The organism is Halomonas citrativorans (assembly GCF_014898005.1).
GTDB classification, from domain to species: Bacteria; Pseudomonadota; Gammaproteobacteria; order Pseudomonadales; family Halomonadaceae; genus Vreelandella; species Vreelandella citrativorans.
On the sequence record NZ_JABUYX010000001.1, the window covers coordinates 509,658 to 528,740 of the forward strand.

General features: G+C 54.6%; 16 protein-coding genes. 6 read left to right on the plus strand and 10 right to left on the minus strand.

Annotated features, from left to right (window positions below; all coding sequences use genetic code 11):
- Positions 1-9: 9 nt before the first annotated feature.
- The 10 genes from INT20_RS02235 to INT20_RS02280 form a co-directional block, all read right to left on the minus strand.
- A complete protein-coding gene (locus INT20_RS02235; protein ID WP_193056381.1) occupies positions 10-711 on the minus strand; it encodes an electron transport complex subunit E in 702 nt (233 codons plus the stop codon).
- Entirely contained in the window at positions 708-1,343 is a 636-nt protein-coding gene (gene rsxG / locus INT20_RS02240) for an electron transport complex subunit RsxG (protein WP_193053483.1), read from the minus strand. Before rsxG ends, INT20_RS02235 begins: the two co-directional genes overlap by 4 nt.
- A complete protein-coding gene (locus tag INT20_RS02245; RefSeq protein ID WP_193053484.1) occupies positions 1,340-2,380 on the minus strand; it encodes an RnfABCDGE type electron transport complex subunit D in 1,041 nt (346 codons plus the stop codon). Before INT20_RS02245 ends, rsxG begins: the two co-directional genes overlap by 4 nt.
- The gene (rsxC, locus tag INT20_RS02250) at positions 2,377-4,050 is read right to left on the minus strand and encodes an electron transport complex subunit RsxC (RefSeq protein ID WP_193053485.1); all 1,674 of its coding nucleotides are present in this window, start codon (positions 4,048-4,050) and stop codon (positions 2,377-2,379) included. Before rsxC ends, INT20_RS02245 begins: the two co-directional genes overlap by 4 nt.
- Positions 4,034-4,642: an electron transport complex subunit RsxB gene (rsxB, locus tag INT20_RS02255; RefSeq protein WP_193053486.1), complete on the minus strand. Its 609-nt coding sequence runs from the start codon at positions 4,640-4,642 to the stop codon at positions 4,034-4,036. The genes rsxC and rsxB overlap by 17 nt, the downstream gene beginning before the upstream one ends.
- Before the next feature lie 9 nt (positions 4,643-4,651).
- Positions 4,652-5,233, minus strand: a complete 582-nt coding sequence (gene rsxA / locus INT20_RS02260) for an electron transport complex subunit RsxA (RefSeq protein ID WP_193053487.1) — start codon at positions 5,231-5,233, stop codon at positions 4,652-4,654.
- 308 nt (positions 5,234-5,541) lie between these two features.
- Positions 5,542-7,578 (minus strand): methionine--tRNA ligase, encoded by a 2,037-nt coding sequence (gene metG / locus INT20_RS02265; RefSeq protein ID WP_193056382.1) that lies wholly within the window; start codon positions 7,576-7,578, stop codon positions 5,542-5,544.
- A gap of 128 nt (positions 7,579-7,706) precedes the next feature.
- Positions 7,707-7,988 carry a hypothetical protein gene (locus tag INT20_RS02270; protein WP_087105533.1) on the minus strand — a complete coding sequence of 94 codons (282 nt, stop codon included), beginning with the start codon at positions 7,986-7,988 and terminating at the stop codon, positions 7,707-7,709.
- 121 nt (positions 7,989-8,109) lie between these two features.
- Positions 8,110-9,294, minus strand: coding sequence for a 1-acyl-sn-glycerol-3-phosphate acyltransferase (locus tag INT20_RS02275; RefSeq protein ID WP_193053489.1), 1,185 nt, complete (start codon positions 9,292-9,294; stop codon positions 8,110-8,112).
- Positions 9,295-9,350: 56 nt separating this feature from the next.
- The gene (locus INT20_RS02280; protein ID WP_193056383.1) at positions 9,351-10,289 is read right to left on the minus strand and encodes a recombination-associated protein RdgC; all 939 of its coding nucleotides are present in this window, start codon (positions 10,287-10,289) and stop codon (positions 9,351-9,353) included.
- 166 nt (positions 10,290-10,455) lie between these two features.
- Here INT20_RS02280 and INT20_RS02285 point away from each other — a divergent pair, with 166 nt between their 5' ends.
- The 6 genes from INT20_RS02285 (at position 10,456) to cmk (ending at position 18,891) form a co-directional block, all read left to right on the plus strand.
- Positions 10,456-10,890, plus strand: a complete 435-nt coding sequence (locus INT20_RS02285; RefSeq protein WP_193056384.1) for an acyl-CoA thioesterase — start codon at positions 10,456-10,458, stop codon at positions 10,888-10,890.
- A 144-nt stretch (positions 10,891-11,034) separates the two neighbouring features.
- Positions 11,035-13,740: a DNA gyrase subunit A gene (gene gyrA, locus INT20_RS02290; RefSeq protein ID WP_172116546.1), complete on the plus strand. Its 2,706-nt coding sequence runs from the start codon at positions 11,035-11,037 to the stop codon at positions 13,738-13,740.
- Positions 13,724-14,827: a 3-phosphoserine/phosphohydroxythreonine transaminase gene (gene serC / locus INT20_RS02295; RefSeq protein ID WP_193053492.1), complete on the plus strand. Its 1,104-nt coding sequence runs from the start codon at positions 13,724-13,726 to the stop codon at positions 14,825-14,827. The genes gyrA and serC overlap by 17 nt, the downstream gene beginning before the upstream one ends.
- Before the next feature lie 5 nt (positions 14,828-14,832).
- A complete protein-coding gene (pheA, locus tag INT20_RS02300; RefSeq protein ID WP_172116548.1) occupies positions 14,833-15,924 on the plus strand; it encodes a prephenate dehydratase in 1,092 nt (363 codons plus the stop codon).
- Positions 15,925-15,929: 5 nt separating this feature from the next.
- The gene (locus INT20_RS02305; RefSeq protein ID WP_193053493.1) at positions 15,930-18,209 is read left to right on the plus strand and encodes a bifunctional prephenate dehydrogenase/3-phosphoshikimate 1-carboxyvinyltransferase; all 2,280 of its coding nucleotides are present in this window, start codon (positions 15,930-15,932) and stop codon (positions 18,207-18,209) included.
- The gene (gene cmk, locus INT20_RS02310; protein ID WP_193053494.1) at positions 18,202-18,891 is read left to right on the plus strand and encodes a (d)CMP kinase; all 690 of its coding nucleotides are present in this window, start codon (positions 18,202-18,204) and stop codon (positions 18,889-18,891) included. Before INT20_RS02305 ends, cmk begins: the two co-directional genes overlap by 8 nt.
- The last annotated feature ends 192 nt before the right edge of the window (positions 18,892-19,083 follow it).

Consider the following 19,083-nt stretch of genomic DNA (forward strand, 5'->3'; position numbering starts at 1 on the left):
TCTCTACGGTTACTTGATGATGCCGGTGACCCGGACGCGGCGCTCTGTTCGTGGGGTGGCCGCTGAAGGCAAGGCGCGTGCGGCGCGTCGCTGGTCTATCACGTTTTTTAGCGCGATCAGCATCCCGGCCACAAAAAATGCGCCAGGTGGCAGCACAAAAAACAGAAATTGATAGTCGTCTACCAGAGTGAGTTGCCAATTGGCCGCGATAGGACCAAGCAGCAGCGCCATATCACTAAATAGCGTGCCTTGGCCCAATAGCTCACGCAGCCCGCCAAGCAGCACTAAAACGCTACCGAAACCAACGCCCATCATCAGGCCATCAAGCGCTGCAAGCCCTACCGGTTGGCGGGAGGCAAACGCATCGGCACGCCCTAAAATGGCACAGTTGGTGACGATTAGCGGAATAAAAATACCCAGCAGTTGATAGAGCGGGTAGGCAAAGGCGGCCATCAATAGTTCAGCACAGGTAACAAACGCCGCGATGATCATGACAAAGGCCGGTAGCCGGACGGCATTCGGCACCTGGTGACGCACAAGCGATACGGCGGTGCTGGCACCTACCATGACAAACAGCGTGGCGATGGCTAACCCTAGCGAGTTAACCACGGTTGTGCTGACGGCCAGCAGTGGACACAGCCCCAGCAACTGCACTAATGCCGGATTATTGCTCCAAAGCCCGTCACGGGTCAGCGCTTGCCATTGGCTCATCGAATCGGCTCCTCAATGTTACCCGGTAGCGGCGTATCGGCGGCGTACTCTAAAGCGTTATGAACGGCCTCAATAACGGCGCGAGGTGTAATGGTTGCGCCGGTAAAACCATCAAACTGGCCGCCCTCTTTTTTAACGGCCCAGGCATTTGGTGGCAGTTCATCAAGACTTAATCCGTTAAAGCGGGTAATCCAGTCGCTGCGCTGGCGCTCAATCTTGTCACCGAGGCCTGGGGTTTCCTGATGGTAGGTCACGCGCACACCGCTAATACGCTGCTGCTCATTTATCCCTACCAGTAAATCAATTTCTCCACTGTAACCCTGGCGCGTGATCACTGGCAGAACAGTAACGCGGTGATCCCCACGACTGATTTGCCAGCCTGTCACTGGCGTTCGGTGGCCCAGGGCGGCGGCATTGGGTAAGTTGAAGGCACTGTTTAGCACTTGATCCGTCGGTGTATCAGCTAATGCTTGAGGCAGTACCGCTTGCAGCTGGCGGAGCTGGTAGGTTTGCTGATGCTGGGTAATGCGTTCAGAGGTCAAGGCCCGGGTAACCGCGACGCTGCCTGCCGTAACGAGCGCGAAGATACCCAGCGTTAAAGCGCCACGCCGCATGGCGATAATGGGCGTCATCGTAATGCTCCTGGCGCGCCTTTTGAGTGGCCTTGAGGGCGTGGCACGGTGTACAGGTCAATCAATGGGACGCACAGGTTCATCAACAAAACGGCAAAAGCCACCGCATCCGGATAGCCCCCCAAGTTGCGAATCACCACGATCAGCACCCCCATGCCCATGCCGTACAGCAATTTTCCGCGCTGGCTGGTCGCCGCGGATACCGGGTCGGTGGCAATAAAGAAAGCCCCAAACAGCGCCGCACCGGTTAGCAGGTGAAAAAGAGGCGATGCAAAACGGTTAGGATCAAGTAGATGAAACAGTGTTGCCAACGCTACCAGACTACCTAACAGGGCGATGGGGATGTGCCAACTAATAATCCGTTTAAACAGCAGCAGTACCCCGCCCGCAAGCCAAGCCAGGCTGATACTGTACCAGGCAGCAAGCGTTTGTTCGGGTAGCGGTGCGCTTAACCAGAACTGCTCGGCAGAGAGCCCTTCGGCTTTATGTTTGAACGCATCCAATGGCGTTGCACCGCTAAGCGCATCAAGCTGTGACGTAGGCAGTGTCCCAAGAATTTGCGCCCAAAGCGTATCGCTAATGAGAGGCTGAGGCGGCGCCCATAGCGTCATGTACGTAGGGAATGAGACCAGCAATAGCGCATAGCCCACCATGGCCGGATTAAACGGATTATGCCCTAGGCCACCATACAGCTGCTTGGCAATCACCACGGCGGCTATCATGCCGACCCCGATTAGCCACCAAGGGCTTGCCGGAGGGAGCGAGGCACCCAGCAGTACGCCAGTAAGTAGGGCGCTGGTATCCGTTAAGGCTGGCGCGATGGGGCGGCGGCGAAGGCGCAGCATGCCCGCCTCCAGAAACATGCCCATAATGGCCGCCAAGGCAATATTGCTGAGTACGCCCAACCCAAAGTAATACGTCATGGCCAACACGCCAGGCAGTGTGGCGACCACCACCCAGCGCATTAATGACGCCGTTGCTGGTGTTGTTGACTTGGCAGAGGAGGCGCTTACTTGTGATGCGTGAAACATACTCATGGGGTGTCCTCCGCGGTCGGTGCTTTAGCACTTTCACGCGCTTGCGCCAGCTGCAAATCGGCGGCCTTAAGGTTTTCCTGGGCGGTCGCCAACAGCGTTTCCAGGTCTTCATGGGAGTGCTGTGGCTCTTGCTGAGCTGCCCGTGTGAGTACTTTCTCGGCTTTTCTAACCGCTGCCTTGGCCGCCGTTTGGGCAATACGCAGGCTGCGCAAGTCGGCTGGAGGCGCGCTGGTGCTCTCGTTACTGGCGTTGCCGTCGGTGGGCTTGTTGTGCGCTAGCCGGGCCTGGCGGCGCGCTTGTTTTTCTGTCTCTTCTCGGGCCAGGCGTGCCTGGCGAAACTCGAAGCGATGCTTGGCATGTTCGGCCTTGGCTGCTTCAATTTGTTGGTAGCGAAGGCGACGTTTGGCGTCGCGGTAATCATCGACCAGCGAAATATGGCTAGGGCAAACATAGCTACAGGCGCCACATTCGATGCAGTCAAACAGGTGGTGGCTCGTTAGCTTGTCGTCGTCCTGGGCGCGGGCGTACCAGTGCAACTGCTGAGGAAGCAGCTGGGCGGGGCATACGCTTTCACACGCTCCGCAGCGGATACAAGGGGATTCCCTCGGCGCAGACGGCAATTCGTCAGGCGTTGCCGCAATCAGGCAGTTCGTCGTTTTGATCACGGGCGCTGTGAGCGACTCAAGCGAGCTGCCCATCATCGGGCCGCCCTGAACAACGCGACCAAGCTTGGCATTATCAAGGCCTGCATGAACCAGCAGGTTCTCAATGGACGTTCCTAAGCGCACCCAGTAGTTGCCCGGTTGGTTAATCGCTTCTCCGGTGAGCGTCACCACGCGCTCAACCAACGGTTGGCCATCACGCACTGCGTGAAGTGCTGCCAGTAGCGTGCCGGGGTTGTGGCAAAGCACCCCAACATCTGCCGGTAGGCCTTGGCTGGGTACGGTTCGGTTCAACAACTTTTTAATTAACTGTCGCTCGCTACCACTTGGGTAGCGAGTAGGGATAACGGCCAGCGTCACGCGGGCTGGCTGGCTGTCTGGAAGGATATGCTCCAAGGCGGCAATGGCCTCGGGCTTATTATCTTCAATGCCGATGATGATCTGTTGGGCACCGCATAAGGCAGAGATGAGCTGTGCGCCTTCCAGCACGTCGCCTGGATAATTCCGTAATGTGAGGTCATCGGCCGTAATGTAAGGCTCGCATTCGGCGGCGTTAATCACCAGCGTGTCGATAGCATGGCGCTCAGTCACGCGAGCCTTGATATGGGTCGGGAAACCGGCACCACCTAACCCGACCACACCGCTGTCATCCAGCCGCGTAAGCAGCGTTGGTGCATCCGTCGTGCGCCAATCGAGCGGGGGGAGATATTGCCAGGTATCCTGGCCATCGCTGTCTATGTGAATAGCGTCGCTATCCACTTGGCTAACCGTGCCACTCACTGTCGCGTGAACATCCGCAGATATCAAACCATCGCGCTTGGCGATTAGGCTGCCAACGCGAACATGATCGCCCCGGGCCACACAGGGGGTGGCGGGGCGGCCGCTATGCTGGCACAGCGGAAGGATGACCTGCGACGGTAACGGGGCACGTCGCAACGGTGATTGCGTTGAACGGTCCTTTCGCTCCGGTGGGTAGATGCCGCCTGGGAAATCAAATGGGTGTGCCATCTGGCCCCCTTGTTGCTGGTGTACGGTCGCTTGCAATGACGCCAGTGGGTAAAACAACGGGCTGCCACTGGCCAAGCGGCGTGCTCCGGGGCAGCATGTCGATACAGTCTACCGGGCATGGGTCAACGCATAAGTCACAGCCTGTGCACTCATCTTCAATCACGGTGTGCATCTGTTTGGCCGCGCCAATAATGGCATCCACTGGGCACGCCTGAATGCACTTGGTGCAGCCAATGCACTCGACTTCGCGGATATACGCCACGTTGGCTTCGCTGGGCGCTTCGCCATCAAGTGGCTCAGGCTCACGGCCGAGTAGATCTGCCAAGGCATGAATGGTGGCCTCGCCACCGGGCGGGCACTTGTTGAGTGCGTCGCCCTCATTAATCGCTTCGGCGTAAGGGCGGCAGCCTGGGTAACCGCATTGGCCGCACTGAGTTTGGGGCAGCAGCGCATCAATTTGCTCAACAAGAGGGTGCTCGTCCCCCTTAAAACGTTCACTAACCGCCCCCAGTAGGGCGCCAAAACCGATGCCAAGCCCCGTCAAGATGCCAATTGAACTGACAATCCCCCAGAGAGAAAAACCATCACTCATGGTAGAAAATTACCCTTGAGTTAAACCAGAAAAACCAAGAAAGGCGAGCGACATAAGGCTGGCAGTGACCATGGCAATAGCGGCCCCTTTGAAAGGCCTGGGGACATCCGCGCCAGCCAAGCGCTCGCGCATGGCGGCAAACAGGACCAACACCAGCGAGAAGCCGAGCGCTGCCCCCAGCCCATAGAGTGTGGTATGAAAAAAGCCAAGCTCACGGTTGAGCGAGAGCAGAGCAACACCCAGTACGGCACAGTTGGTCGTAATCAGGGGCAGAAAGATGCCCAGCACTTGATGTAGCAACGGGCTTAAATGGCGCACCATGATTTCGGTGAATTGCACGACGGCAGCAATCACCACTATAAAGCTGATGGTGCGCAGGTAAGTAACATCCAAAGGCACCAACAAGCCATAATAAACGACGTAGCTTGCTGCAGAGGCGAGGGTTAATACGAACGTCGTTGCCAGCGACATGCCCATGGCAGATTCCAGCTTATTGGAAACCCCCATAAACGGACAGAGCCCCAAAAACTGCACCAAGACAAAATTATTGACCAGCGCGGTGCTGATCAAAATGATGAATAACTCACTCATAGCGACGTATCGTGGCTGACAACAGAAAAATCAGCGTTAGGCAGTGTGAATATCTTGACCTGATGATGTACTGCCGCTTTGGCATTATAAAGCACTTGATCGGCGATGCTCATCATGACTAACGAGCATAGTGCGAGCAAGAGCACACCACTCAACGCTACTAAAAATTGAAAACGCAGTGATTGAGAGAAGTGCCGACGCATAATCAGGCCTAAACGGAGAGTCTTATAAAAGGTTTATTAAGCAATCCACGTAAGAAGGGGGTAGAGCTTGGTCGTCTCTACCCCCCGGAAGTGCTTGAAGGTCGGCTACATTACACGTTGGCCGGGTTCGGCACCAGCGTCAGGTGAAAGCAGATAAATGCCGTCTTTATTGGCAGAGGCAAGTACCATGCCTTCGGAAAGGCCAAAACGCATTTTACGCGGCGCAAGGTTGGCTGCCATGACGGTAAGACGTCCCTCAAGCGCCTCAGGCGCATAGGCGCTGCGAATGCCGGAGAAAACGTTGCGGGTTTCACCGCCTAAATCCAGCGTTAACTGCAGCAGCTTGTCCGCGCCCTCTACGTACTGTGCCTTGGTGATCCGGGCAATGCGCAGGTCTACCTTGGCAAAGTCGTCAAAGCTAATTTCGGCGGCAATGGGGTCATCTGCTAGAGGCCCTTTGGGAGCTTCTTTAAGCTTTTGCTCTTCCACCAGATCCTCCTTGGAGGCTTCAATCATGGCGTCAATTTTGTCACGCTCTACGCGGGTCATAAGAGGTTTGAATTTCTCCACCTCATGATTAACCAGCACATTATGGCGGCTTTCCCAGTTAAGTGAATCAAGCTTCAAGAAGGCTTGTGCCTGAGTGGCCATGGTGGGTACCACGGGGGCTAAGTACACCATCAACTGGCGGAAGAGGTTGATGCCGACTGAACAAATCTCGAGCACTTCTTGGTCACGGCCATCTTGCTTAGCGAGCGCCCAAGGCTCTTTCTCGGCAATATAGGTATTGGCTTCATCCGCCAGCTCCATGATTTTACGCATGGCACGGCTAAATTCGCGTGCTTCAAAATCATCGGCAATGTCATCGCCCGCGGCAATAAATCGGGCGACCATCTGCGGTTCGGCGCAGTGCGCTGAAAGGGTGCCGCCACCTAACTTTTTAACGAACCCGGCACAGCGGCTGGCAATGTTAACCACTTTACCCACGAGGTCTGAATTAACCCGTGCGGCAAAATCATCCAGGTTGAGGTCCAGGTCGTCCACTTTGGACGTCAGCTTGGCCGCGAAGTAATAGCGCAAGTACTCGGGATTCAAGTAATCGGCATAGGTCGCAGCCTTGATAAAGGTGCCGCGCGACTTCGACATTTTGGCACCATCTACGGTCAAAAAGCCGTGGCAATTTACCGCGGTGGGCGTGCGTAAATCAGCGCCATGCAGCATGGCTGGCCAGAAAAGTGCGTGGAAATAGACAATGTCTTTCCCAATAAAGTGGTAGACCTCGGCGTTGGAGTCTTTATTCCAGTAGCTATCGAAATCAATGCCGTCACGATCACACAAATTCTTGAAACTGGCTAAGTAACCGATAGGGGCATCAAGCCATACATAAAAGTATTTGCCCGGCGCGTCGGGGATTTCAAACCCGAAATAGGGCGCATCACGGGAGATATCCCATTCGTTAAAGCCTGATTCAAACCACTCCATCAGCTTGTTACGAATCTGTGGCTGCACGTGGCCATCGTTGATCCAGCGCTGCAGGAACTCGGCAAAGTCCGGCAACTTAAAGAAGTAATGGGTTGAAGAGCGTACTTCCGGGATTGCGCCGGAAATGGCGGATACCGGGTTGATCAAGTCAGCAGGGGTGTAAGTGGCACCACACTTTTCGCAATTATCACCGTACTGGTCGTCGGTGCCGCATTTCGGGCAGGTGCCTTTGATGAAACGGTCCGCCAGGAACAGGCCTTTTTGCGGGTCGTACATCTGCTCTATATCGCGGGTGGCGATATGGCCTTTATCACGCAGACGCTTATAGATAACCTCACTGAGGTGCCGGTTCTCTTCCGAATGCGTGGAATGGTAGTTGTCAAAGTCAACGTTGAAGCGAGCGAAGTCTTCCTGGTGATCGCGTGAGACGCGGTCAATCAAAGCTTCAGGCGTAATACCTTCCTGCTCGGCACGCAGCATGATGGCCGTACCATGAGCGTCGTCGGCGCAAACGTAGTAGCACTGCTGGCCACGGCTTTTCTGAAAACGTACCCAGATATCGGTTTGGATATATTCAAGTAAGTGACCGAGGTGGATCGCTCCGTTAGCGTAGGGGAGCGCGCTGGTCACCAGAATATTGCGCGTGGCAGAGTTAGACATGGTGAATGATAATTCCGGTTAGACGATAACAATAAAACGGCGAAGTTAGCCGGCAGCTGGCCGGTAACAAGGTACGATGCAGGCGTTTAAATTGACGTTAAAGCGCGTGCAGTCTTGATGTCGGGTGGTTAGTAAAGTGCCTGCTCTTCTTGAACGACCTCTTTTAAAAGCTCTAAAAACAGTTTGTCAGCCTCTGAATGCTCGGCAGGATCTTCCGGAATGTGGACACTGGTAGTGCCAGATATCTCATTGGCGATTCGCGCCATTACTGCCGGGCTGCTGCCTTCGCTTAATTGCTGACGCGCGATTACCAGCGACTGACCAAGAATGTCAGGATCTTGAAGCAGTTTGCGTATGAAACCGCGCAGTTCATTAATAATACGTGTTTTTTGAATTTCTGATGCAGACATAAGAGTCTCCTTAACGCGGCGCTTGAGCTGATTATCAAGCGAAGCCAGTCCATGCATTGACCATAGCATTTTTAGTGCAGCGAGTATGGCTTGTCTACGTTTAGACCAGTGATTTAGCCTACTACGTTAACGTTAAACGGCCTGCTTTGTGTTTTACAGGATTGGCATACTGAGCCAGCCAGTAAGGACGCAGATTCTCCGGCACCGCCGCCATTCGCGCCTGGAAGCGTTCGCGGTCCTGGCGAGTGATGGTTTTACGGGCAACCAACTCCGGCGCTTCACCGAGTGCTTCCAGGGCTAAATAGTGGCTTGGGAAGAGGCGGTAGCCACCGATAACCTGACGATCAATCTCAGCGGCTACTTCATCGGGAGTCGCCATGTCGGCGCCTACCGGGGAGCCAAAACGCAGCTGTACTCTGCCTTTATCACCGGTAATGCCAGCAACGATAGAGCGAATATCTTCAAATTCACTTTTAGCATAGCTACCTTCTGTTGCCACGTCGTGTAGCTCCTGCGCTTTTTGCACGTCGCAAGGGTCATATTCATAGCTAATCGAGACAGGCACCAGCTTGAGTTCGGCTACCGCTTCACCAAACATCATGTCTCGCTCGGCATTACGCTTGGCCATGGTCAGCATCTTGATAATAGCGGGGTCGGTGCGGTCAATGCCGTTTTTGGCGCGGCCTTCACGCTGAGCCATCCAGATGGAGTGCTGGTCATCGGTAATTGAGTAACGAATATAAGCAGAAAGCTGTTGGTACGCTGCCAGCATCGCACGCTTTCCGCGCGCACTTCTGGGGACGATAAAGCTTTTATTGAGCCGCATTAGATCGGTGACATAGGGTTTTTTAAGCAGGTTGTCGCCAATGGCAATGCGTACCGTATCGCGGCCCGCCTGGTAGAGTGCGTAGTTAACGAACGCGGGGTCGAGCGAAATATCCCGGTGGTTACCAATAAACAGATAAGCACTATTTGGGTCGAGCTTGTCCAGGCCTGCCACTTCAAACGCGTCGGTGGTAGTGCGGATCATGCGATCCATGTAGCTTGCGATGCGCATTTGAAAATCACGCACCGTTGCCACACCTTTTACTTCACGCTGTATCGCGTGGCTTGCAAGCTTTCGGGCAAGCGGCGGAACCCAGCGCGCCATGCGGGGAAGGCGAAAACGAGTAAGCGCATCAAGAAGCTCGCTATCGCGGGCCAGGTGCGCGAGAACATCGGCCACTTCGTTGTCTGTATAAGGGCGTATATCCGCCCATGGGTCAGCGGCGTTCAGTGCGTTGGGTGCGTCGTTGTGATGAGTCATGCGATCCGTTGGATGATAAACAATAAAGAACAATTCATAGCAGCGCGATCAACCCTTTAGTTACCTAACGGGGCAGCAGGTTCCTGCTTGTTTTCACCACCCAGCCACTCTATCAGACGAACAACGTCATTGGATAACGCTTGGGCCATCAAAATAAAGTCGGTTTCAAGCCGGGCCAGAGCGTCATCGCCGTCGTCAGCATGGTCGGCCTCTTCAATCAAGGCATCACCAAAACGCAACGATTTCAGAGCCAGGTCATCATGCAGAACGAAGCTTAATCGGCCTTCAAGGCTCATGGCGAGCTTGCTTGCCTGGCGTCCGCTTTCAAGTAGCTGCTGTATCTCATCGCTATCCAGGTCAACCTGACGAGCGCGGAGAACGCCATCGTCGCCTTTGGCTTTAAGTTCCACCTGGTCACCCAGCTGCAAATCTGCCGGGCGGCTTGCAGGGTCGCCAAGCCATGTTGTCATCGCACGAATAGGCAGTGTTTGGGATGACAAGGGCGTTGCCTTGAGGCTGCCTAAGGTTTCTCGTAACAGGTCTAGCAAGTCTTCAGCACGGGTACGAGAGCTGGCATTGATGCCGATCAAGTGGCGTCGTGTGTCCCACCAAAGGTCAATTTTTTGGCTGCGTACAAAGGCACGAGGCAGAAGCGCTTCCGTCACCTGCTCTTTAAGCGCGGTTTTCTCTTTGCGCGTCACCTTGCGACCTTCGCGCGCTTCTATATCAGCGACCTGCTCGTCGACTTCCTCTTTGACAACAGAGGCAGGTAGCAGGCGTTCTTGACGCAGTACGGATAACAGCCGGTGGCCCTGAATTTCGTGTAGCAGTTGACCGCCGCCAAGGCGGCCTGCTGGTGCTGTCCAGCCTAGTCGGCGAGCATCCGCATTGCCGAGCGGTTTGGCCGCATGTGCTTGCAATGCGTCGGCAAGCGTTGAACTGTCGAGCTCAGGGGCGCCATGTAGGCGATATAAATGCAGGTGCTTAAACCACATGTCACCAGTCCTATCCAAAAGGTGGCACATTATGTCGAAAGCGGGGCGTTCCTGCCAGCACCTTGCCGCTTAGGTATAAGTTGTATGTGTTTTAAACTTGTGTTTGATTGAGGTGGTGGCTAATAAGCCTGTTGGCTTGCGCTTGTGTTTATTAAAAGGAGTTGTTATGTCGGTATTACCTTCTCGCGTTCAGCTGCGTGTACGTGGCTACCACTTGGACGGCTACGGGCATGTCAATAATGCACGCTATCTTGAGTTTATGGAGGAGGGGCGCTGGGCGTTTTTTGATGAGCACCCAGCGATGATTAGCGAGCTTCATCAGGCGGGGCAGGCGTTTGTGGTGGTGAACCTGAATATTGACTACCGCGCCGCCGCCGTTCAGGGCGATGACCTGACTGTTCTGACGGGTATCGTCGAGGTAGGAGAACGCCGTGCGCTGTGTCATCACCGCATCTATCGCAGCGATGGCGTATTAGTTGCACAGGCCGATCTTACGTTTGTGCTTCTCGATATGCGGGCGAATAAAGCCTCGGTGATTGAAAATGAGCTTGCCGAGCGGCTGAATGCATTACTACTTACCAAAGAGCAGTTTACGCCTTAATAATCAAGGGGAGTGTCCTGGCTGCCCTTGGTGCGGATGCAGTGGTATGATGTAGCAGTATCTGCGCATCGTCTTTTTTAAAGGCGGTACTTTTAGCGCTTTCAACTCTCGCAGTGCCAATGCAGTGCAAAGGATCTGACTTTCATGGGTGACATCGCCAGAGAAATCTTGCCCGTCAATATTGAAGACGAGCTCAAACAGTCGTATCTCGACTATGCGATGAGTGTCATTATCGGCCGCGCGCTACCCGATGTGCGTGACGGTTTGAAACCTGTTCATAGGCGTGTGCTCTTCGCCATGCACGAACTGGGGAATGACTGGAATAAACCGTACAAGAAATCGGCGCGTGTTGTCGGCGATGTCATCGGTAAATATCACCCGCATGGTGATAGTGCGGTTTACGACACTATCGTACGCATGGCGCAGCACTTCTCAATGCGCCACGTTCTGGTCGATGGCCAGGGTAACTTCGGTTCTATCGACGGTGATAACGCTGCTGCCATGCGTTATACCGAAGTGCGCATGTCGCGTCTGTCGCACGAGCTTCTTGCCGATCTTGAGAAAGATACCGTCGATTGGGTTGATAACTACGACGGCACCGAACGCATCCCTGCCGTTTTGCCTACTAAAGTTCCCAACCTGCTGATTAACGGCTCGTCGGGCATTGCCGTGGGCATGGCAACCAATATTCCGCCGCATAATATGCGCGAAGTGATTGACGGCTGTTTAGCGCTGATTGATGACTACACGCTGTCGGTGGATGACTTGATGGCGTACATTCCTGGCCCTGATTTCCCCACGGCGGGGATTATCAACGGCCGCGCTGGCATTTTAGATGCGTATCGCACCGGGCGTGGCCGCATCCATGTGCGCGCTAGCCATACAATTGAGCACCATGATAAAACCGGCCGTGACCACATCATCATTACCGAGCTGCCTTATCAGGTGAACAAGGCGCGCTTGATTGAAAAAATCGCCGAGCTGGTTAAAGAGAAAAAGATCGAAGGCATTGCCGAACTGCGCGACGAGTCGGACAAGGACGGCTTGCGCGTGGTTATTGAGATTAAGCGTGGCGAATCGGGTGAAGTCGTCGTTAATAATCTCTTTGCTCAGACTCAGCTTCAAAACGTGTTTGGTATCAACATGGTGGCGTTGGAAAATGGCCAGCCCCGCACGTTGAACCTAAAAGAGATGTTAGAGGCATTTATTCGTCACCGCCGTGAGGTAGTGACGCGCCGGACGCTGTTTGAGCTTAAAAAAGCCCGTGAGCGTGGCCACCTTCTTGAAGGTCTGGCGGTGGCTATCTCGAACATTGACGACATCATCGAGATGATCAAAGCCTCGCCCAGCGCAGCCGAGGCGAAAGAGAAGCTGCTGGCGAAAACATGGCAACCGGGGCAGGTTACCGGCATGCTTGAGCGTGCAGGTGCTACCTCGTGCAAGCCCGAAGAGCTGGATGAAAGCTTTGGCCTTAATCCTTCCGCGACCGAATACCGCCTATCGCCTGCTCAAGCGCAAGCTATCCTTGAGCTGCGCCTACATCGTCTGACCGGTCTTGAGACTGAGAAGCTGCTCAATGAGTACCTCTCTATTCTTGAGAAAATTGCAGAACTCACCGAAATTCTTGCCTCGGCCGACCGGCTAATGGAAGTGATTCGTGAAGAGCTGCATGCCGTGCGCGACCAGTATGGTAATGACCGGCGTACAGAGATTCAGGCAAGCCATCTGGATCTCTCAATCGAAGATTTGATCGCCGAAGAAGACATGGTGGTGACCGTGTCGCGTTCCGGCTATGCCAAAACTCAGCCGCTTTCGGATTACCAGGCGCAGCGGCGTGGTGGGCGCGGTAAGTCGGCAACATCGATGAAAGATGAGGATGTGATTGAGCATCTGCTCGTTGCGTCGACCCATGACACCGTTCTGCTGTTCTCCAACCGCGGTAAAGTGTACTGGCTGAAAGTTTACGAGATGCCTTCAGCGAGCCGTGGTTCGCGCGGTAAACCGCTGGTCAATATGCTGCCGCTTGAAGAGGGTGAGTCGGTTAACGCCATCTTGCCGGTGCGTGACTACGACCCCGAGCACTATATTTTCTTCGCGACCGCCAATGGTACGGTGAAACGCACCAGCCTGGAGCAGTTCTCGCGTCCGCGCAGCGTTGGCCTGATTGCCATTGACCTTGAAGAGGGCGACCGCCTGGTGGGTGCTGCTATTACGTCAGGCGCTGACCACGCCATGATGCTCTCTTCTAACGGTAAAGCGATCCGTTTTGAAGAGGGTAATGTTCGCGCAATGGGCCGTACCGCTCGAGGTGTGCGTGGCATGCGCTTGGCAGAGGGTGCTGAGGTTATCAGTCTGATCATTCCCAAGAGCCAGCAGATTGATGCTGAGGCTGATACGGATGTTGATGAGGCAGAAGAAACCGTTGCTGAAAGCACCCAGGCAGAAGGCCAGATCTACATTCTAACGGCCAGCGAAAATGGTTATGGCAAGCGCACACGCCTGGAAGAGTTTCCGCTGCGCGGGCGTGGTGGCCAAGGGGTTATCGCCATGCAGACCAGCGAGCGTAACGGTGCCCTTGTGGCGGCCATGCAGGTTTATGACAGCGATGAGATGATGCTGATTACAGACCGCGGGACGATGGTACGTACGCGTGTGGAAGAGGTGTCTACCACCTCACGCAACACCCAGGGCGTTATGCTGATTCGTCTGGGTAAAGAAGAAAAACTGGTTAAAACAGTTCGTGTTGATGAGCCTGGTGACAGTGAACTTGAAGCACTGGATGAAGAGGGTGAGCCAGACAACGCGGGCGACAGCGCACAGGATACGGCGACTGATGACACGTCACTATAACTTTTGTGCAGGGCCAGCGGCCCTGCCTGTTGCGGTGCTCGAAAGAGCCCGCAACGAGCTGGTAGATTACCAAGGGCGTGGCTTATCCGTTATGGAGATGAGCCATCGCAGTGATGAATTTATAGCCATTGCTGAGCAGGCGGAAGCCGATTTCCGTCAGCTGCTAAGTGTGCCCGACAACTATAAGGTGCTGTTCCTGCAGGGGGGCGCCAGCATGCAGTTTGCCATGCTGCCGATGAACCTGCTGGGCCAGGGCGGTAGTGCCAACTTTATCCAAACGGGCATTTGGGGCAAAAAAGCGATTAGCGAAGTCAAGCGACTTGGCTATGCGTGCCACTTGGCTGGAAACAGTGAGGCGGGTGGGTATGTGAATGTACCTTCCCAGGATGCGTTGACGCTAAGTGCGGATGCGGCCTATCTGCACTATACCTCCAATGAGACGATTGGCGGGCTTGAATTTGACTATACGCCGCAGGTTGTACGCGAAGATGGCCAGCATGTGCCGTTGGTCTGCGATATGTCCTCCAATATTTTGTCCAAGCCCATTAATGTTGCAGACTTTGGCGTTATCTTTGCTGGGGCCCAAAAAAATATTGGGCCGGCAGGTCTAACCCTTGCCGTAGTGCGTGATGATTTGCTCGGCCGGGCGGTCCCCAATACTCCGTCGCTGTTTGATTACCAAATGCTCGCAGACGCTGGGTCAATGGTGAATACGCCGCCAACCTATGCGTGGTACCTGGCAGGGCTTGTATTCCAGTGGTTACGTGATGATGTCGGTGGCCTGGTGGCTATGGATGCCATTAATCAGCGTAAAGCAGAAAAGCTTTATGGCGCGATTGATGCCAGCGATTTCTATAGCAACCCCATTGCAGTGGCTAATCGATCGCGTATGAACGTGCCGTTTGTGCTGGCTGATTCAGCCCTCGATAAAGCGTTCTTGCAAGAGGCCGACCAAGCGGGGCTACTGAATCTAAAGGGGCACCGTAGCGTGGGCGGTATGCGTGCCAGCTTGTATAACGCAGTACCCGAAGAAGCCGTTGATGCGCTGGTTGCTTTTATGGCTGATTTTGAACAGCGAAGAGGCTAATAATCATGTCCGACTCGTCGATCAATCTGGACGACCTGCGCCAACGTATCGATCAACTTGATGGCGATATACTACGCCTGATCAGTGAGCGCGCTGACTGTGCTCAAAAAGTGGCGCATGTAAAGCTGGCTCACGATAAGGATGCGGTGTTTTATCGTCCTGAGCGTGAAGCGCAAGTGCTGCGACGGATTATGTCGCTTAACAAGGGGCCGCTGGATTCTGAAGAAATGGCGCGGCTGTTTCGAGAAATCATGTCGGCTTGTTTGGCGCTTGAGCAGCCGATCAAAGTCGCTTATCTGGGTCCTGAAGGGACGTTTACTCAGCAGGCGGCACTAAAGCACTTTGGCGAAAGCGCCATTAGCCTACCCATGGCAGCTATCGATGAAGTGTTTCGTGAAGTAGAAGCGGGTGCCGTTAACTATGGCGTAGTGCCTGTTGAAAATTCAACAGAAGGCGTTGTAAATCATACCCTCGATACGTTTATGGATTCGTCTATCCATATTTGTGGCGAGGTGGTGCTACGCATTCACCATCACCTGCTGATTAGTGATACGACGCGTCGCGATAAAATCTCCCGCATTTATTCGCATCCCCAGTCGTTTGGCCAATGCCGAAAGTGGCTGGATGCACATTACCCACACGCCGAACGGGTTCCTGTTTCCTCGAATGCAGAGGCTGCCAAGCTGGTCAAAACTGAATGGCACAGTGCGGCCATTGCAGGCGATATGGCGGCCAAACTGTATGGGCTTGAGCGCGTAGCTGACAAAATTGAAGACCGCCCGGATAACTCGACCCGGTTTTTGATTATTGGTAGTGAGCGTGTGCCAATGGCAGGGGATGATAAAACCTCCATTGTCGTGGCCATGCGTAACCAACCTGGCGCACTGCACGACCTGCTTGAGCCTTTCCATCGGCATCATATTGATTTAACGCGCATCGAGACGCGCCCATCACGTACGGGCGTATGGAACTATGTCTTCTTTATCGATTTTAAGGGCCACGCTGACGAACCGCGCGTTGCTGCCGTGTTGGAAGAGGTAAGGTTACGCGCCTCGGAACTTCGCGTTTTAGGTTCCTATCCGCAGGGCGTGCTGTGACCGCTATGGCATCATCGGTCGTTGAAGCACCTTCCTGTAATGAACAGCGGCTATTGATCGTTGGTCTCGGCTTGATTGGAGGGTCACTCGCAGCAGCGCTGCGCGTCTCAGGGTTTAATGGCGTGATTGTGGCTTGCGACCCAAGCGAAGATGAAATCGCTCGCGGTGTCGAGATGGGGTTAATCGATACGGGGGGCGTCACTCTCGCTGACCAGGTGGCAGACGCGACCATGATCGTCCTCGCGGTGCCCGTGCTTGCCATGGAGCCGGTGATGGCATCGTTGGCAGGCGTGCTTTCGCAAGCGGCGGCCAATGTGGTGCTAACCGATGTGGGCAGTACCAAAGCCACTATTCGTGACTGCGCCGAGCGTGTGTTTGGTGCGGTGCCAGCCAATATGGTGTTGGGGCATCCTATTGCAGGGTCGGAAAAGAGCGGTGTGGCGGCGGCTAATCCGCGCCTTTTTGCTGATCACAACGTTATTTTGACGCCTGAACCAGAGGTTGATTGTGATGCGTTGGCGCGCGTGCGTGCGTTGTGGCAGGTCTGCGGCGCGAATGTGTTGGAGATGGACGTTGAGCGCCATGATCAGGTCCTTGCACGCACTAGTCATTTACCCCACTTACTGGCTTTTTCTCTGGTGGATACGCTAGCCCGTCAGGATGAGCGGCTTGAGATTTTCCGTTATGCCGCCGGTGGTTTTCGCGACTTTACGCGTATAGCAGGCAGCGACCCGGTCATGTGGCGGGATATTTTTACGGCTAACCGTGAGGCGGTTCTGGCATCTTTAGATGATTTTGAAGAAGGCCTGGCCCAGTTACGTCACGCGATTGAGCGAGGCGATAGCGATGCCCTGATTGCGACCTTTGATCGTGCCAGCCACGCACGCCATTACTTTGATACGTTATTGAATAAAACCAGCTACCAAGCGGAATACAATATGCAACCACAAGGCAAGGTAACCTACCGAGTTCGGCCCGGCGGCCAAGCGAAAGGCCATTTGCGCGTACCGGGTGACAAATCGATGTCACACCGCTCTATTATGCTAGGAGCGCTGGCTCAAGGCGTCACCGAGGTCAAAGGGTTTCTTGAAGGTGAAGATAGCCTGGCGACGCTGCAAGCGTTTCGTGAGATGGGCGTTGCGATTGAGGGGCCTCACCAGGGGTGTGTCACTATCCATGGCGTGGGAATGAAGGGGCTTAAGGCTCCGGCCGGACCACTCTATGTGGGCAACTCAGGAACGGCGATGCGCCTGTTCTCGGGGCTTTTAGCCGGGCAGGCATTTGATAGCGAGCTTACCGGCGATGAGTCGCTAACCAAACGCCCCATGGGACGCGTGGCGGACCCGTTGCGGTTGATGGGTGCCTCCATTGAGACGGCTGAAGGTGGTCGGCCGCCGCTTAAAATTAAAGGTGGCGCGGCGCTCAAAGGTATTTTCTACGACATGCCTATGGCAAGTGCTCAAGTGAAATCATGCCTGCTGTTGGCTGGGCTTTATGCTGAAGGTGAGACGCGGGTGCGTGAGCCGGCACCAACGCGTGACCATACCGAGCGTATGCTTAATGGTTTTGGTTATTCTGTGTCACGCGAAGGGGACACCTGTTGGTTGCAAGGTGGCGGTGCCTTGAGCGCTGGCCCCATTGACGTTCCTTCTGATATTTCATCGGCAACGTTCTTTATGGTGGCGGCTGCAATAACGCCGGGTGCTGACATCACTCTGGAGCATGTCGGTATAAACCCGACTCGCGTTGGTGTTATTAATATTCTTACGTTAATGGGCGCCAACCTTGAACTTCTTAACGAAGCGGAAGTGGGTGGCGAGCCGGTTGCTGATATTCGTATCCGCTATGCACCCTTGAAAGGTATTGATATCCCGGTTGATCAAGTGCCCTTGGCGATTGACGAGTTCCCTGCGCTGTTTATTGCGGCGGCAAATGCTGCTGGCACCACGCGTCTTCGTGGTGCAGAAGAGCTGCGTGTCAAAGAGTCTGACCGTATTCAGGCCATGGCTGATGGGCTGGCGATTTTGGGCGTTGAACATACCGTGGTTGACGACGGAATCGATATTATCGGTAACGCCAATGCCGAGGTTGCAAGCTACGGTGGTGGGCGCGTTAATAGTTTAGGTGACCATCGTATCGCTATGGCCTTTGCCATTGCCGCACTACGCGCAAGTGATGACATTATTATTGATGACTGCGCCAATGTCGCTACGTCGTTCCCCACCTTCGTTGAGCTTGCCAATAAAATCGGCATGGGGGTTAACGTGGAGGGCGAGAATGACTAAGCCTATCCCTGTTCTGACCATTGACGGGCCAGGTGGGGCAGGCAAGGGAACCATCAGCAGTTTGGTTGCCGAGCGTTTAGGCTGGCATTTGCTCGACAGCGGAGCGTTATACAGGCTAACCGCCACCGCGGCGGTTAAGCATGGTATTGCGCTTGATGACGAAGCGGCTGTTGCTGCATTAGCCGAATCGCTGGATGTGGCATTTCCCATTGAAAATGGTAAGCCCCGCACACTGCTTGAAGGTGATGAGGTAAGCCAGGCAATCCGGACTGAGCACACTGGCGAGTTGGCATCCCAGGTGGCAGCGCTTCCCGCTGTGCGCGCGGCTCTGCTTCAGCGGCAAAGAGATTTTCAGAAGGCGCCAGGCCTTGTTGCAGATGGCCGTGATATGGGCACCGTCGTATTTGTAGACGCGCCGCTAAAGATATTTCTAACTGCTAGTGCTGAGGAGCGAGCGCGTCGCCGCCATCTTCAGTTGCAGGAAGCGGGTATGAATGCTAGTCTTTCGAGTCTTTTGAAGGAGATTCAGGCACGCGATGCACGCGACACGCAGCGCAGCGTGGCACCTCTCAAGCCGGCAGATGATGCCATTACGCTTGATACCACGCGTCTGAGCATACCGGAAGTGGTTGAACGGTTGGCGGAATTGCTTGCCCAAAAAGGGTTAGCATCCGGCACCTGATTCTCCCTTGCGGCGTTTTTGGAAAGGTGTCATGACATGGCAGGGCGGCAGTTCATATGATCGTTCATATCAGAGAGCCCGGTCAGGTCTAACCAGCGTTAACACCTCCAAAGGCAGAGTGACATTAGGCCCGTACTCGCTGGTGGTACGGAGAAGGCATTTATGCCTCAACAACGTTGATCACGTAGGAAA